The organism is Hydrogenophaga sp. UC242_50 (assembly GCF_042697355.1).
Classification (GTDB): domain Bacteria; phylum Pseudomonadota; class Gammaproteobacteria; order Burkholderiales; family Burkholderiaceae_C; genus Hydrogenophaga.
Map to the genome: position 1 here is coordinate 1,627,174 of NZ_CP170553.1, position 16,281 is coordinate 1,643,454.

General features: G+C 68.7%; 12 protein-coding genes and 2 pseudogenes. 11 read left to right on the forward strand and 3 right to left on the reverse strand.

The window, feature by feature from the left end; translation table 11 throughout:
• Positions 1–10 precede the first annotated feature (10 nt).
• The 9 genes and pseudogenes from ACFJGX_RS08385 to ACFJGX_RS08425 form a co-directional block, all read left to right on the forward strand.
• Positions 11–1,435 (forward strand): nucleobase:cation symporter-2 family protein, encoded by a 1,425-nt coding sequence (locus ACFJGX_RS08385; protein WP_382328192.1) that lies wholly within the window; start codon positions 11–13, stop codon positions 1,433–1,435.
• 1 nt (position 1,436) lies between these two features.
• Entirely contained in the window at positions 1,437–2,858 is a 1,422-nt protein-coding gene (locus tag ACFJGX_RS08390; RefSeq protein ID WP_382322011.1) for an 8-oxoguanine deaminase, read from the forward strand.
• A gap of 302 nt (positions 2,859–3,160) precedes the next feature.
• Entirely contained in the window at positions 3,161–4,189 is a 1,029-nt protein-coding gene (locus ACFJGX_RS08395; protein WP_382328194.1) for an esterase/lipase family protein, read from the forward strand.
• Between the two features lie 82 nt (positions 4,190–4,271).
• The gene (gene htpG / locus ACFJGX_RS08400; RefSeq protein ID WP_382322007.1) at positions 4,272–6,218 is read left to right on the forward strand and encodes a molecular chaperone HtpG; all 1,947 of its coding nucleotides are present in this window, start codon (positions 4,272–4,274) and stop codon (positions 6,216–6,218) included.
• Between the two features lie 115 nt (positions 6,219–6,333).
• A complete protein-coding gene (locus ACFJGX_RS08405; protein ID WP_382322004.1) occupies positions 6,334–7,764 on the forward strand; it encodes a class I SAM-dependent methyltransferase in 1,431 nt (476 codons plus the stop codon).
• Complete coding sequence (locus ACFJGX_RS08410) at positions 7,757–9,082, forward strand: sensor histidine kinase (protein ID WP_382325743.1); 1,326 nt, start codon at positions 7,757–7,759, stop codon at positions 9,080–9,082. Before ACFJGX_RS08405 ends, ACFJGX_RS08410 begins: the two co-directional genes overlap by 8 nt.
• 53 nt (positions 9,083–9,135) lie before the next feature.
• Positions 9,136–10,261: pseudogene (locus ACFJGX_RS08415) on the forward strand (ATP-binding protein).
• Positions 10,262–10,286: 25 nt separating this feature from the next.
• Positions 10,287–11,234 carry a response regulator gene (locus ACFJGX_RS08420; protein WP_382322000.1) on the forward strand — a complete coding sequence of 316 codons (948 nt, stop codon included), beginning with the start codon at positions 10,287–10,289 and terminating at the stop codon, positions 11,232–11,234.
• A 93-nt stretch (positions 11,235–11,327) separates the two neighbouring features.
• Positions 11,328–11,660, forward strand: a pseudogene (locus tag ACFJGX_RS08425) (hypothetical protein); the annotation flags it as partial.
• Between the two features lie 92 nt (positions 11,661–11,752).
• Here ACFJGX_RS08425 and ACFJGX_RS08430 read toward each other — a convergent pair.
• The 3 genes from ACFJGX_RS08430 to ACFJGX_RS08440 form a co-directional block, all read right to left on the reverse strand.
• Positions 11,753–12,181: an organic hydroperoxide resistance protein gene (locus ACFJGX_RS08430; RefSeq protein WP_382321998.1), complete on the reverse strand. Its 429-nt coding sequence runs from the start codon at positions 12,179–12,181 to the stop codon at positions 11,753–11,755.
• Positions 12,182–12,242: 61 nt separating this feature from the next.
• Positions 12,243–12,692: a MarR family winged helix-turn-helix transcriptional regulator gene (locus ACFJGX_RS08435; protein ID WP_382321996.1), complete on the reverse strand. Its 450-nt coding sequence runs from the start codon at positions 12,690–12,692 to the stop codon at positions 12,243–12,245.
• A 271-nt stretch (positions 12,693–12,963) separates the two neighbouring features.
• The gene (locus ACFJGX_RS08440) at positions 12,964–14,007 is read right to left on the reverse strand and encodes a serine/threonine protein kinase (protein WP_382321994.1); all 1,044 of its coding nucleotides are present in this window, start codon (positions 14,005–14,007) and stop codon (positions 12,964–12,966) included.
• Positions 14,008–14,061: 54 nt separating this feature from the next.
• On the opposite strand from ACFJGX_RS08440, the gene ACFJGX_RS08445 reads away from it, so the two are divergent.
• Positions 14,062–14,937 carry a class I SAM-dependent methyltransferase gene (locus ACFJGX_RS08445; RefSeq protein WP_382154041.1) on the forward strand — a complete coding sequence of 292 codons (876 nt, stop codon included), beginning with the start codon at positions 14,062–14,064 and terminating at the stop codon, positions 14,935–14,937.
• A 154-nt stretch (positions 14,938–15,091) separates the two neighbouring features.
• Positions 15,092–16,279: a cation:proton antiporter gene (locus tag ACFJGX_RS08450; protein WP_382321990.1), complete on the forward strand. Its 1,188-nt coding sequence runs from the start codon at positions 15,092–15,094 to the stop codon at positions 16,277–16,279.
• The last annotated feature ends 2 nt before the right edge of the window (positions 16,280–16,281 follow it).

Here is a 16,281-nt window from a genome sequence, read left to right on the forward strand (position 1 = left end):
AAGGCCCCAGATGCTTCCCGATACCAAGACGACCGGCGCCGGAGACAAACCCGAGAGCGACGCGGTCCACCAGAAAATTCCCCTCCCCCGCTGCGCGGCCCTGGGCCTGCAGCACGTCCTCGTGATGTACGCCGGCACCGTCGCGGTGCCGCTCATCGTCGGCGGCGCGTTGGGCCTGTCGAAGGCGGACATCGCCTTCCTCATCAACGCCGACCTGCTGGTCGCCGGCATCGCCACGCTGATCCAGGCGCTGGGCCTGTGGGGCTTCGGCATCCGCATGCCGGTGATGATGGGCGTGACCTTCGCCGCCGTCGGGCCGATGATCGCCATCGGCCTGGACCCCTCGCTGGGCCTGCAGGCGATCTACGGCGCCACCATCGTGGCCGGCCTCTTCGGCATGCTGGTCGCGCCGCTCATGGGGCGGCTGCTGGGCGTGTTTCCGCCGCTGGTCACCGGCACGGTCATCACGCTGATCGGCGTCTCGCTCATGGGCGTGGCGATCAACTGGGCCGCGGGCGGGCAGCCCACGGTCACGCGCATGGTCGACGGCGTGGCGCACGCCGTGGCGAACCCCGACTACGGCGACCCGGCCAAGCTCGCGATCGCGGCGCTGGTGCTGCTGGTGGTGCTGGGCATCACGCGCTTCGCCAAGGGCGTGTGGGCCAACATCTCGATCCTGCTCGGCGTGATGGCCGGCGTGGTGGTGTCGCTGGCGCTGGGCTACATGAACTTCGACGGCCTGTCGGACGCCAGCTGGGTGGCGGTGACCACGCCGCTGCACTTCGGCCTGCCGCGCTTCGAGTTCACGGCCATCCTCTCGATGTGCATCGTGATGCTGATCACCCTGGTCGAATCGACCGGCATGTTCCTGGCGCTCAGCGAGATCACCGGCCGCCGCATGACGCCGCAGCTGCTCACGCGCGGCCTGCGCGCCGATGGCCTGGGCACGTTGATCGGTGGCGTGTTCAACACCTTTCCCTACACCTCGTTCTCGCAGAACGTCGGGCTCGTCACCGTGACCGGCGTGCGCTCGCGTTACGTGGCGGCGATGGCGGGTGGCTTCCTGATCCTGCTGGCGCTGTTCCCCAAGGTGGCGCACATCGTGGCTTCGGTGCCCGCCTTCGTGCTGGGCGGCGCGGGCATCGTGATGTTCGGCATGGTGGCGGCCACGGGCGTGCGCATCCTGGGCGCCATCGACTACGGCAAGGAGCGCCACGCGCTCTACGTGATCGCGATCTCCATCGGCCTGGGGCTCATCCCCACGCTGTCACCGAACTTCTTCCAGCACCTGCCGGCCTGGACGCACCCCTTCACGCACAGCGGTATCGTGCTGGGGACCTGCGCGGCCATGGTGCTCAACCTTTTCTACCACGGCGTGGTGTCCAAGGAGCGCTCGTTCCTGCTGGCCGCGCGCACTTCACACGGAACGGAATGACATGAACCTTGTTGCCCAGGCAGCCGCCGCCCCCCTGATCCTTCGCCACGCCGACGTGGTGGTCACCATGGACGCCCAGCGGCGCGAGATCGCCGACGGGGCGGTGGTGGTGAACGGGCCGGCGATCGAGTGGGTCGGGCCCACGGCCGAGTTGCCGGCGCCCTGGCGCGAGGCGATCGCCAGCGGCGGCGCCGAAGCCATCGACCTGCAGGGCCACGTGCTGATGCCCGGGCTGGTGAACACCCACCACCACATGTACCAGAGCCTCACGCGCGTGGTGCCCGAGGCGCAGGACGCCGAGCTGTTCGGCTGGCTCAACAACCTCTACCTGCTGTGGGCCCGGCTCACGCCCGAGATGGTGCGCGTGTCCACGCAGACGGCCATGGCCGAGCTGATGCTCTCGGGCTGCACCACCACCAGCGACCACCTCTACCTGTTCCCCAACGGCTCGCGGCTGGACGATTCCATCGAGGCCGCCGACGCCATGGGCATGCGCTTCCACGCCGCGCGCGGCAGCATGAGCGTGGGCCGCAGCGCCGGCGGCCTGCCGCCCGACTCGGTGGTGGAGAGCGAGGCGGCGATCCTGGCCGACAGCGAGCGCCTGATCGGCCGCTGGCACGACGCCTCGCGCCACAGCATGCGGCGCATCGTGCTCGCGCCGTGTTCGCCGTTCTCGGTCTCGCGCGACCTGATGCGCGAATCGGCCGTGCTCGCGCGCTCGCACGGCGTGTCGCTGCACACGCACCTGGCGGAGAACGACAACGACGTCGCCTACTCGCGCGAGAAATTCGGCATGACGCCGGCCGAGTACGCCGAGGACCTGGGCTGGGTCGGCCGCGACGTGTGGCATGCGCACTGCGTCAAGCTCGACCCGGCGGGCATCGCGCTGTTCGGCCGCACCGGCACCGGCGTGGCGCACTGCCCGTGTTCCAACATGCGCCTGGGCTCGGGCATCGCCCCGGTGGGAGCGATGCGCCGCGCGGGCGTGCCGGTGGGCCTGGGCGTGGACGGCAGCGCCTCCAACGACGGCGCCCACATGCTGGGCGAGGTGCGCCAGGCGATGCTGCTGCAGCGCGTGGGCTTCGGCCCCGCCGCGCTCACCGCGCGCGAGGCGCTGGAGATCGCCACCCTGGGCGGCGCGCGCGTGCTGGGCCGCGACGACATCGGCGCGCTGGTGCCCGGCCTCTCGGCCGACCTGGTGGCCTTCGACTTGCGTGGCGTGGCGCACGCCGGTGCCGGCCACGACCCGGTGGCCGCGCTGGTGTTCTGCCAGAGCGCGGACGTGGCGCTGAGCGTGATCAACGGCCGCGTGCGGGTGCGCGACGGCCGCCTGGTGGGCATGGAACTCGACCCCCTGCTGGCGCGCCACCGCGCGCTGGCGCGCGCCCTCTACGAATCGGCCCGGCACCCGCACACCGCCTGAGAGGGCAGGGCGGCGGCGCGCATCCTGTCACACACACCCGCACCTTCCGGGGCCACAATGGCCCATGACCCCGCTCAAGCCCACCCGCGAGGCGCTGCTGCGCCACGTGCGCCCGGCCGACCTGAAGGCCGCGGTGCAACTCGTCACGCAGGCCACCACCGGCGCGATCGGCGTGGCCGAGGGCGTGCACCAGGCGGTGCGCAACCGCCTGGGCCTGCCCGCCGGCCTCGAGCCGGGCCGCACCGGCGGCCTGACCGGCCAGATCTACCAGGGCATTCGCGGCGTCACGCAGCTGGTGGGCCATGGGCTGGACAGCGCGCTGGCGCACCTTGCTGCCCATGGTGGACGACCCCACGCGCCACCCCGAGCCCTCGCCCGGCCGCGAGGCCGTGCTGGCCGCGCTCAACGGCGTGCTGGGCGACCGCCTGCTGGAAACCGGCAACCCGCTGGCCCAGGCCATGGAACTGCGCCACGCGGGCCGGCGCCTGCCGCTGGAGAACCGGCCGCTGCTGCATCAGCGGCTGGGGCCGGCCACGCCGCACCTGATCGTGCTGCTGCACGGCCTGTGCATGAACGACACGCAATGGCAACGCAACGGCCACGACCACGGCGCCTTCCTCGCGCAGGCCCTGGGCGCCACGCCGGTCTACCTGCGCTACAACAGCGGCCTGCACACCTCCACCAACGGCCGCGAATTCGCGCGCCAGCTGGAAGTGCTGGTGGCGCAGTCGCCAGTGCCGCTGGCCTCCATCACCCTCATCGGCCACAGCATGGGCGGGCTGGTGGCGCGCGCCGCCTGCGAAGAGGGCCGGCAGGCCGACCACCGCTGGCGCCCGCTGCTCCAGCACCTGGTGTTCCTGGGCACGCCCCACCAGGGCGCGCCGCTGGAGCGCGCCGGCCATGGGGTGGACGTGCTGCTGGCCTCGACCCCCTTCACCGCGCCGTTCACGCGCCTGGGCCAGCTGCGCAGCGCCGGCATCACCGACCTGCGCCACGGCCACGTGCGCGACGCCGACTGGCAGGGCCGCGAGCGCTTCGGCTCCAGTGCCGACCACCGCGAACCCCTGCCCCTGCCCGAGGGCGTGGCCTGCTTCACCATCGCCGCCACGCTGGCGCCGCAGCGCGGCCTGCTGGCCGACCGCCTGACCGGCGACGGCCTGGTGCCGCTGCGCAGCGCGCTGGGCCAGCACGACGACCCCCGGCACCGGCTGGTGTTCGCGCGCGAGAGCCAGCGCACGGTGCACCGCACGGGCCACCTGGAGCTGCTCTCCAGCCCGGTGGTGGCCGAGCAACTGCGGGCCTGGCTGGCGCCGGCCGTGGTCGAGGCTTGAAATCCGGCGGCCAGCCCATAATTCCGCCTCGCGTTGCGCTCTTCCGGAGCGCGTTCCTTCGTTTTCACGTCAGTCGACCCCCATGAGCAAACAAACCCTGTCCTTCCAGGCCGAAGTGGCGCAGCTGCTGCACCTGGTCACGCACTCGCTCTATTCCAACCCCGACATCTTCCTGCGCGAGCTGGTCTCCAACGCGTCGGACGCCTGCGACAAGCTGCGCTTCGAGGCGCTGAACAACGCGGCCCTGTTCGAGGACGCGCCCAATCTCGAGGTGCGCGTGGCCTTCGACCGCGAGGCGCGCACCATCACCATCACGGACAACGGCATCGGCATGAGCGCGCAGGAGGCGATCGACCACCTGGGCACCATCGCCAAGAGCGGCACCAAGGATTTCATGAGCCGCCTCTCGGGCGACCAGAAGCAGGACGCCCAGCTCATCGGCCAGTTCGGCGTGGGCTTCTATTCCGGCTTCATCGTGGCCGACAGGATCACCGTGGAATCGCGCCGCGCCGGCCTGCCGGCGGCCGAGGGCGTGCGCTGGACCAGCGGCGGCACGGGCGACTTCGAGGTCGAGACCCTCGAGCGCGCCGCGCGCGGCACCAGCGTGATCCTGCACCTGCGCGACGACGCCAGCGACTACCTCGACCGCTGGAAGCTCAAGTCCATCATCGGCAAGTACTCCGACCACATCAGCCTGCCCATCCTGATGCAGAAGGAAGAGTGGGACGCCGAGAAGAGCGAGCAGGTGCTGCTCGACGAATGGGAGGCCGTGAACTCGGCCAACGCGCTGTGGGCCCGCAGCAAGAAGGACGTGAGCGACGAGCAGTACGCCGAGTTCTACAAGAACCTGAGCTACGACACCGAGGCGCCGCTGGCCTGGAGCCACAACCGCGTGGAAGGCAGCACCGAGTACACCCAGCTGCTCTACATCCCGGCCAAGGCCCCGCAGGACCTCTGGAACCGCGACCGCAAGGCCGGCATCAAGCTCTACGTGCGGCGCGTCTTCATCATGGACGAGGCCGAGGCCCTGATGCCTTCCTACCTGCGCTGGGTCAAGGGCGTGGTGGACTCGGCCGACCTGCCGCTCAACGTGAGCCGCGAGCTGCTGCAGGAAAGCCGCGACGTGAAGGCGATCCGCGAAGGCAACACCCGCCGCGTGCTCGCGATGCTGGAAGACCTGGCGAAGAAGGACCAGGCGCCGGCGCCGGGCGAAGGCGCGGACGGCGTGACCGACGTGGTCTCGGCCGAGGACAAGGCCGCGGCCGAGAAGGACGTGGGCAAGTACACCGCGTTCTACGCCGAGTTCGGCGCTGTGCTCAAGGAAGGCCTGGGCGAGGACTTCGCCAACCGCGACAAGATCGCCAGGTTGCTGCGCTTTGCCAGCACCCATGGCACGGCGCTGACCGCGCTGGCCGACTACAAGGCCCGCATGAAGGAAGGCCAGGCCGCGATCTACTACATCACCGCCGACAACCGCGCGGCCGCGCAGAACAGCCCGCAGCTGGAGGTGTTCCGCAAGAAGGGCATCGAGGTGCTGCTGATGACCGACCGCGTGGACGAGTGGGCGCTGTCCTTCCTGCACGAGTTCGACGGCACCCCGCTGCAGAGCGTGGCCAAGGGCGCGGTGGACCTGGGCTCGCTGCAGGACGAGGACGAGAAGAAGGCCGCCGAGGCCGCCGCCGAGACCTTCAAACCGGTGCTGGAGCGGCTCAGGGAAAGCCTCAAGGACAAGGCCAAGGACGTGCGCGTCACCTCGCGCCTGGTGGACTCCCCGGCCTGCCTGGTGGTGGAGGACGGCGACTACTCCACGCAGCTGGCCCGCATGCTCAAGCAGGCCGGCCAGCCCGCGCCGGAGGTGCGGCCGATCCTGGAGGTCAACGCCGAACACGCGCTGGTGAAAAAGCTCGAAGGCAGCGCGCATTTCGACGACCTGGCCCACATCCTGTTCGACCAGGCCCTGCTGGCCGAAGGCGGTCTGCCGGACGACCCGGCGGCCTATGTGAAGCGCGTCAACGCCCTGTTGGTCTGAGGACAAACCCCGTGCCATGAGCACGGCATGGGGGTTGACTACACTCGGGGCCGGGGAGTCTTCAAAGGCGCAGTGCACCGCACCTGCCCCGTCCACCTGATCCACCGGCCACAACGTGTACCTACAGCGACCATTCGATCACGTCGTCACCTTCCGCAACAGCCAGGGAGAGAGCGCGCGCGGCACCCTCACCAGCCTGCAGCGGCGCTCGCTGGTGATGGAGATCTACAACCCGTACTCCATCGTGCAGGTGAGCGAGGTGCTCAGCGAGCTGACCATTCGGTCAGGCGACCGCATCATCTACAAGGGCAAGGCGGTGGTGGTGAGCCTGCTCAACACCGGCCTGATGGCGGTGATCTCGGTGGCGCTCATCGACGAATGGTCCGACCTCAACGCGATCCGGGGCAACGTGAGCCAGGTGCGCGAAGAGGCGGCCCGTTTCGTGGCCGACTGGGAGTCGCGCTTCAAGATCCGGCAGAGCTACCAGGTCACCATCAGCGAGTTCCGTGCCTTCCTGTCCGAGACCGCGCGCTGGATCGACCAGGCCGACATGGTCGATTCCCTGCCGCGCCTGCCCGACGGGCGCCTGACCGACGAGGTGTTCGGCGCGATGGCCGAGCCCCTGATGATCAAGGGCAAGGAGTTCCTGGTGCGGCTGGAGGACGAGGCCTCCCGCCTGCCGGTGGAAGACTCGCTGCTGCACCGGTCTTTCGCACAGACGGCGCTGCACCCCCTGGTGCTGCGCGCGCCCTTCGTCTACCGCACCTTCGCCAAGCCGCTGGGCTATGCGGGTGACTACGAGATGGTCAACCAGATCCTGGGCGACCCGCGCCAGGGCAGCAGCACCTACATCCAGCTCGTCAACGCCATGTTCCTGCGCGCGGCGGTGGCCGTGGCGCACCGCAACCGCATCGACATCCTGGTCGAGTTCCTCAAGAAGGCCGTGGCCAGCGCCGCCAGCAAGGGCCGGCCGGTGCGCATCCTCAACGTGGGCTGCGGACCGGGCGTGGAGATCCAGAAGCTCATCGCCACCGGCGAAGACCTCTCGCGCCTGCAGTTCACCCTGATCGATTTCAGCCTGGAGACCCTGAACTACACGCGCCAGAAGATCGAGGAGGCCGCGCAGCTGCACAAGTCGAAGGTGCAGGTGGAGTACGTGCAGGAATCGGTGCACGAGCTGCTCAAGCGCGCCACCCGCGACACCGCACCGGCCGACGGCGAGGGTTTCGATTTCGTCTACTGCGCCGGCCTGTTCGACTACCTGTCGGACAAGGTGTGCGCGCGGCTGATCCGTTACTTCCTCTCGCGCAGCAACCCGGGCGCCCATCTGCTGGTCACCAACGTGCACGCCGACAACCCGGAGCGCTACGGCATGGAGCACCTGCTGGAGTGGCACCTGATCTACCGCGACGAGAAGCAGATGCAGTCCGTGATGGAAGAGGTGAACGCGCCCGCGATCATGTACACCGACGCCACGGGCGTCAACATCTTCGCGGAAGTGGTGGTCAACGCAAACCTGAAGGCCATGGCACTTGAAAATGGCTGACCGGCCGAGCTCGCCCTACGAGCAGCAGCTCTCGGACTTCCGCCTGACCTACAGCAAGGCGGGCAGCATCACGTCCATCGTGCTGGTGCTCGCGGGCTTCGGCCTGGACTATTTCTCGTACCCGGACTGCCTGCTCGAATTCACCCTGCTGCGCGTGCTGGTGGTGGTGCTCACGCTGGGCATCCTGCGCGTGCTGTTCACCGAATTCGGTCGCCGCCATGTGCGCTCGCTCACCATGCTCTGGCTGCTGCTGCCGCAGATCATGATCGCCTTCATGATCTACGAGACCGACGGCGCGCAGTCGATCTACTTCGTGGGCCTGCACCTGGCGCTGTACGCGGTCGGCATCATCCTGCCGATCAGCTTCTTCGAAGGCATCGGCTTTGGCGTCGTCACGCTGGTCCTCTATGTGGTGGCCTGTGCGCTGCACCCCGACGCGGCCAGCAGCACGGCGCGCATGGTGACGAATTCGCTGTTCATCCTGTTCTCCGCCGGGGCCAGCGCGGTGTGCACCTGGTTCAACGAGAAGGCCCGTCTGCGCCTGTTCCAGTTGCAGCACGAGGTGTCCGAGAAGAACGCCTCGCTGCGCGAGATCAACCAGACGCTGGCCGAGGTCAAGGGCCAGCTGCTGCAGCGCGAGAAGATGGCGGCCATCGGCACGCTCTCGGCCGGCCTGCTGCACGAGCTCAACAACCCGGTGAACTACAGCCTGATGGCGATCAACATGGGCCTGACCTGCAAAGGCGCCCAGAGCGACGAGATGCTCAAGGAGAGCCTGGTCGATGCGCGTGAAGGCATGCAGCGCATCCAGAACATCGTCACCGACCTCAAGACCTTCGCCTACCAGAAGCCCGGTCAGGACAGCCTGCGTCCCTTCCTGCTCGAGAACGCGGTGCGCTCGGCCGTGCGGCTGGCGGGTTACGAACTCAAGGGCGTCGACGTGGTGATCGATCTGCCGCAGGACAGCCACGTGCTGGGCGACGAGCCGGCCATCATCGGCGTGCTGATCAACCTGTTGAGCAATGCCGCGCTCGCCCTGCAGGCGGCCAAGCGCGAACAGCCCCGCATCGCGGTGACGGCCACCCTGCAAGGCCACCGCCTGGGCGTTTCCGTGCGCGACAACGGCTCGGGCATCGACCCGGACAACCTGAGTCGGGTGTTCGAGCCCTTCTTCACCACCCGCGATGTGGGGGCCGGTCTGGGGCTGGGCCTGAGCGTGAGCTACGGCATCGTGCACCGGCATGGCGGTACGCTGGCGGTGGAAAGCGAGCTGGGCAGCTGGACCGAATTCACCTTTGACCTGCCGAGGCCCGAATGAAATCCGACGACGCCTCCGTGACGCGCGGCCTGCTGGGCGCCCATGCCATCCTGATGGTGGACGACGAGCTGCAGGCCTGCAAGTGGTTTGCCCGCCTGTATGGCGACGAGTTCGTGGTGCTCACCGCCGGCAGCGCGGACGAGGCCCTGGCCGTGTTGGCCCAGCGCGGCCACGAGGTGGCCGTGCTGCTCACCGACTACGCCATGCCGCAGCGCGACGGCGTGACCCTGCTCAGCGAAGTCCGCCAGCAGTACCCGCACGTGGCGCGCCTGCTGGTCTCGGCCTACGCCGACAAGGACATGGCGATGTCCGCTGTCAACCAGGGGCACGTGGAAAAGATCCTGGAGAAGCCGCTGGACGAAGCGCTGACCCGGCAGTCCCTGCGCGACGCGCTGCAGGCCAGCCAGGAACGCGCGCGCGAGCGGGCCCTGATCGAGCGGCGAGCGGCCACCTTGCGCGAGACCCTGGGTTTTCTGGCGCACGAGGTCACCACGCCGCTGGCCACGGTGCAGGGTTACCTGTCGGCCATGCGCGAGCGCCATGTCGACCCCACGGAAGGGGACCGTGGCGTGGCGCACATCCAGGAACAGAAGCCGGGCGACGTGCTGTTCATGATCGAGGCCGCGCAGCGCCGGGCGGAGTACGCGCAGTCGCTGGTGTCGACCTTCGTGCAGACCGCGCGCGACGCCTACCAGCCCGACAGCGCGCCCAGCCTGCGCGCCAGCGACCTGGTGCAGGCGGTGCGCGAGGAATACCCGTTCGACCACGACGAGGCGCAGTGGCTCACCAGCGATCTCGCCGACGATTTCGTGCTGCCCGGCCGCCGGGACCTGCTCTACCTCGTGCTCTGCACCCTGGTCAAGAATGCGGTGCTGGCACTGCGCCCGAACCCGCCGGCCCAGCCCAATGTGCACGTGGTGCTGTTGCGCGAGGCCCCCGCGCCGGGCCTGCCGGTGCAGGCCGCCATCCAGGTGCGCGACAACGGCCCCGGCATTCCGGCCGAGGTGTTGGGCCGCTTGACGCTCGAACCCCTGACCACCCGCGCCAGCAGCGGGGGGCAGCGGCATGGGCCTGGTGTTCTGCCGCCGCGTGATGACCTCGCTGGGCGGCTCCATCGTCGTGAGGTCCGAGGCCGGCCAAGGCGCCAGCGTGTCCCTCTATTTCCCTTTCGCGCAATGACCAGTCAGGAGAATCCGTGAAGCCCGTGAAAATTTTGTACGTTGACGACGAGGCCATGGCCCTGAAGTACTTCGAGCGCCTGGTGAGTCCGTTGGCACCGGTGCTCACCGCGACCTCGGTGGAAGAGGGCCGGGCGATGCTCGCGGCGCATGGCGCCGAGATCGCCGTGCTGGTGTGCGACCAGCGCATGCCGGGTGAGTACGGCAACGAGCTGCTGCGCCATGCGCGCGAGTACTACCCCGGCGTGGTGCGCATGCTGACCACCGCGTATTCCGAACTGGGCGATGCCATCGAGGCCATCAACACCGGCGAGATCTACCGCTACATCAACAAGCCCTGGGAGCTGGAGAGCCTGCGCGCCGACCTGAAGAACGCGCTCGAACTGGCCGAGCTGCGCAGCGAGCGCGACAGCCTGATGCGCGACCGGCTGATGGCCCAGCAGGGCCAATTGCTGGCCAACCGCCTGTCGGCGCTGTTGATGGTGGGCGCGGCGGTGCACAGCGAGGACGTGGAGCAGGCGCTGCACCGCTTTGCCCAGGCCGCGCTGCGCGTGGGCAGCACCCAGCCGGCCATCGACTGGAACCGCTGGGACCACGCGGACCTGATGCAGGCCGAGGCCCAGCGCGGCGCGGCCATCGCGGCCCACCTGCGCCAGTGGCTGCGCGAGTTCGGCCCGCGGCGCGACGGTGCGGGCGCCCTGTCGGTGCTGGCCCAGGCCCTGGGCGGCGAACTCCAGGGGGACCATGTGCAACTGGCCGACGGCACGGTGTTGACGGCGCTGCTCTCCCTGCCGGTGGGCGAATGGCCGACGGCGCCCCAGTGCGCCTGGCTGGCCTGGCTGCTCTGGCAGGGTGGGCTGGCCGAGGCGGTGGCCGTGGACGGCGCCTGGGCGGTGCGGCCTGTGGAAGCAGCCGCTCTGCCGACGGACTGGCTCGCGGACGCGATCGAGCGCCTGGGCCAGGGGGGCGTCTGAGCGGGCTTGTGACGAAACGTTGCACAACGGAGGGCACTTTTGGCTGAACCCGCGCTCACAATGGCATCTGTTCCGCATTCAAGGACCCGTGCCATGACCACTTCACCTCAAAACCACTCTGTTGTCCTCCGCGGTGTCGCGGGGGTGTTGCTGGCGGGAGCCGCCTTGCTGGCCGGCTGTGGCTCGGCAGGCGTGGGCATCGGGGTGGGTGTGCCCCTGGGCCCGTTTTCGATCGGCGTGGGCGCGGGCACCGGCGGGGTGAGTGCCGGTGTGAGCACCGGTGTCGGACCGGTCGGCGTCGGGGTGGGTGTGAACCAGCGCGGCCAGGTCAGTGCCGGCGCGGGGGTGGGGACGAGCACGCGCATCGGCAACAGTGGGGCCAGCGTGGGCGTGGGGGTGGGCACCAGCACGGTGATCCACGATCCGCACGACCGCAACTGAGCGCCGCGAAAAGCATCAGAAAAAAAGCCCACCGGTGCGAACCGGTGGGCTTTTTTTGCTGGGTGCCAGGGAAGGGCTTACTTCAGCGTGATGGTCACGTCGATGTTGCCGCGGGTGGCGTTGGAGTAGGGGCACACTTTGTGGGCGGTGTCCACCAGGTCCTGGGCCACGGCGCGGTCCACGCCGGGCAGGCTCACGGCCAGGCGCGCGGCGATGCCGAAGCCGGCCGGGATCGGGCCGATGTCCACTTCGGCGTCGATGGAGGCGTCGGCGGGCACGGCCACTTTCTTCATGCCGGCGACGTGCTTGAGCGCGCCCATGAAGCAGGCGGAGTAACCAGCGGCGAAGAGCTGTTCGGGGTTGGTGGCGTTGCCGGCGCCGCCCATGGCCTTGGGCGGGGAGAGCTTGACGTCGAGCAGGCCGTCGTCGCTGCGCGAAGCGCCGTCGCGGCCGCCGGTGGTGTGGGCGCGGGCGGTGTAGAGAACTTTGTCGAGGGAGGTGGGCATGGTGTGGCTCCTGAGGTTGAAGGGCTTCGGGTGGAAGCTGGGGGTGGGTGAAAGGGAATGATCAGGCGGTGAGGCGGTCGCGCAGGGTTTGCACCTGCTGTGTGAGCGCCATCACTTCGGACACGTCGCATTGCGTGGCTTGCAGCACGCAGCCGGGGATGCGCGCGGCGCGGGCCTTGAGTTTGCGGCCGGCGGCGGTGAGGCGGATGAGCACGCGGCGTTCGTCCTGCACGTCGCGCAGGCGGGTCACGAGGTCGGCGGTTTCGAGCCGCTTGAGCAGGGGGGTGAGGGTGCCGGAGTCGAGGTAGAGGCGGTCACCGAGTTCGGAGACGGTGACGCCGTCGTTTTCCCACAGCACGAGCATGGCGAGGTATTGGGGGTAGGTGAGGCCCATCTCTTCGAGCAGGGGCTTGTAGAGCTTGGTCATCGCCAGCGAGGCGGAGTAGAGCGCGAAGCACAACTGGTGGTCGAGCTTGAGGGCTTGGTCGCTGGGGAGGCTTTCGGTCTTCATGGGGTGGTACTGTATGGGTTGTTTGTATTGTGTGCAATTTAATTTTGAGCAACCATTTTGGGGTTGGGGGCTTTCATTGGGGTGACATGGTGCGAGGGTGGCTGGCGTGGGTGCGCGTTCTCCGGCCCTGCTCGCGGTTGCCCTCACGTTGGATGACTGCATGCGGTGTTGACGAGAGGGTGGTGGCGAACCCAGGCAGACGCCCGCGAGCAGGGCCGGAGAACGCGGGCACCGCCACCGGCCCCCGCGAGGTCTCAAACAGAAACAGGACTCAGGCCATCAAAGGCTCACCCTGCATCTCCTCGATCTGCTCCACCAGCATGTCCACCTGTCCCTGCCAATAGTCCCGGCTGCCGAACCAGGGAAAGTTGATCGGAAAAGCGGGATCGTCCCACCGCCGAGCGACCCAGGCGCTGTAGTGGATCAGGCGCAAAGTCCGCAGAGGCTCGATCAGCGCCAACTCACGGCGATCGAACGGCCGGAACTGTTCATAGCCGTCCACCAGCGCCCCCAGCTGCTGCATCTGCTGACGCCGATCGCCCGACAGCAACATCCACAGATCCTGCACCGCCGGCCCCATGCGCGCATCGTCCAGGTCCACGAAATGCGGGCCCGCGCCCGGCTGGCCCTCGGGCGTCCAGAGAATGTTGCCCGGGTGGCAATCCCCGTGCAGGCGGATGCGCTGAATGCCGTCCTCGTCCACCACCGCGCCCGCCCGCAGCACCGGGTGCGCCTCGATCAGGGCCAGCGCCTCCTCCAGCGCAGAAGCCCAGGCACCACGCACCTCGGGCGCGATCGCCGCATGCGCCATAAGCCAGTCGCGCGGCTCGTGCGCGAAGGCCGCGGCATCCAGCGCCGGGCGCACCGCAAACGGTCGCTGCGCGCCGACGGTGTGGATGCGCGCGAGAAAACGGCCGATCCACTCCAGCACCTCGAAATTGTCCAGCTCGGGCCGGCGCCCACCCCGGCGCGGGCTCACCGCGAACGTGAAGCCGCCGAAGTGGTGCAGCGTCTCGCCCTGCACGCGCAGCGGCGGCACCGCCGGAATCTCGGCCGCCACCAGCTCCTCGGCAAAAGCATGCTCCTCGGCGATCTGCGCATCGCTCCAGCGCCCGGGCCGGTAGAACTTCGCCACCACCTGATCCACCCCCTCCACCGGCGCCTCCAGATGGATCTGGTACACGCGGTTCTCGAAACTGTTGAGCGCGCTCAGGCGCCCGTCCCCCCACAGGCCGATGTGGGCCAGCGCGTCCTGCACCACGTCGGGTGTGAGGGTGCTGTAGGGGTGGCTGCTGCTGTCGTTGTTGGAAATCATGCGCGATTGTCGCTGCTGGCCATGAGGCCAAAGGGGCTCACCTATGATCGGCGCATGTCGAAACACAAGGCGAATGCGCGGCCCACGCCCACGCTGCAAGAGCAGCTGCCCGAACTGCGGCCCGGCCAGTCCGTCGCGCTGCTCCAGGAACTGCACATCCTCACGCGCGAGGGCAAGCTCAACCAGGATACGCGGCGCAAGCTCAAACAGGTGTATCACCTCGTGCAGTTCATCGAGCCCCTGCTGGCCGAGGTGCTGGCCGCGCGCGGCGACGTGACGTTGGCCGACCACGGCGCGGGCAAGTCCTACCTCGGCTTCATCCTGTACGACCTGTTCTTCAAGGACAAGCCGGTGGGCCGCGTGACCGGCGTGGAAACCCGCGCCGAGCTGGTGGAGAAATCGCAGGCCCTGGCCGCGCGCCTGGGCTTCGAGCGCATGGACTTTCTCGCCACCACCGTGCAACAGGCGCTCACCCACCCGGCGCTGCCGCCCACGGTCGATGTGGTGACCGCGCTGCACGCCTGCGACACCGCGACCGACGACGCGATCCAGTTCGGCCTGGCCAAGCAGGCCAGCCACATGGTGCTGGTGCCGTGCTGCCAGGCCGAGGTGGCCGGCGTGATGCGCAAGCACAAGGCGCTGAGCCTGTCGCGCACACCGCTGGCCGAGCTCTGGCGCCACCCGCTGCACACGCGCGAGTTCGGCAGCCAGATCACCAACGTGCTGCGCTGCCTGCAGCTCGAAGCCCAGGGTTACAGCGTGACCGTCACCGAGCTGGTGGGGTGGGAACACTCGCTCAAGAACGAATTGATTCTGGCCCGTAGAATGGGCTCGGACCGCCATGGCACGCAGGAGCGCGCCAGGCAGCGTTTGCAGCAGGTGCTCGACGAGCTTCACCTGCAAGAGCTCACGCAGCGTTTCGCGGCTTGACCGCTTCTCGCCTTCTCACCAGGCATCCCTGTTGCCGTGTTCGCGGCGCTCCGTTCAGCTTTCGCTGATGGCCGGACGTCTTGATGTTTTCAGCGCGTGTCCTACACGCGTGGCGGCATTCGTTCATCAAACTCTCGCCGAGGAGTTTTTACCCATGCTTACCGATTACAGTTTTCTGCTCCAGTCCATTGCCTGGCCCCTGGTGTTGCTGCTCGCCTGGTTCATTGCCGAGCGCGCGCACGAGGTCTGGCACATCCCGCGCGTCACCAGCTACGTGGCGGTGGGGCTGGTCGGCGGGCTGGTCAACCTGCCCGGCCTGACCACCGACGTGCCGGGCCTGCCCTTCCTGGCCAACGTGGCGCTCTCGCTGGTGCTGTTCGAGCTGGGCTACCGCATCAACCTGCGCTGGTTCCGCCACAACCCCTGGGTGCTGGTGCTCGGCGTGGTCGAGTCCATCGTCACCTTCGCGGTGATGTACTGGGTCACTGGCTGGTTCGACCTCGCCACGGACCTGCGCCTCATCATCGCGGCGCTGTCGATCTCGGCCTCGCCGGCCGGCATCGTGCGCGTGGCCAACGAGCTGCGCAGCGCCGGCCAGGTGACCGAGCGCGTGCTGCACCTGTGCGCCATCAACTGCATGATCTCGGTGCTCGCGCTCAAGCTGGTGGTGGGTTACTGGTACCTCAGCACCTCGGGCGACCTCGTGCTTGCGGCCTTCGGCAGCATCCACCAGGTGGGCACCTCGGTGGCCGTGGGGGGCCTGCTCGGCGTGGCCGTGCCCTGGCTGCTGCGCCTGCGCAACACGCACGAGCGCGGTGTCACCGTGGTGTTCGCGCTGTCGGTGCTGCTGCTCACCACCGCGGCCTATGGCCTCAAGCTCTCGCCGCTGCTGGCCGCGCTCACCTTCGGCATCGTGGCGCGCGAGCGCCGCGTGCACCTGACCAACGCGCAGCGCGACTTCGGCACCGCCGGCGACCTGCTGTCGATCTTCCTCTTCGTCTACATCGCCTCGCTGCTCGACTGGGCCGACGTGGGCACCGGCATGCTGCTGGGCCTGCTGCTCATCCTCGTGCGCACGGCCTCCAAGGTCGGCTGCAACCTGGTGGCCGCGCGGCTCTCGGGCATCACCGAGCGCAAGGGCCTGCTCACCGGCCTGGCGCTCACGCCCATGTCGGCCTTCGCCATCCTGCTGATCGAGCAGAGCCGCCTGTATGGTTTCGCGCCCGCGGTGGAGGTGCTCTCGGTCATGGCCGGCATGATGCTGCTGCAGGAATTGCTCGGCCCGGTGGTCACGCAGCGCGCGCTGCTGGCCGCGCATGAAACCCACGTCACGAAAGGTTGAGC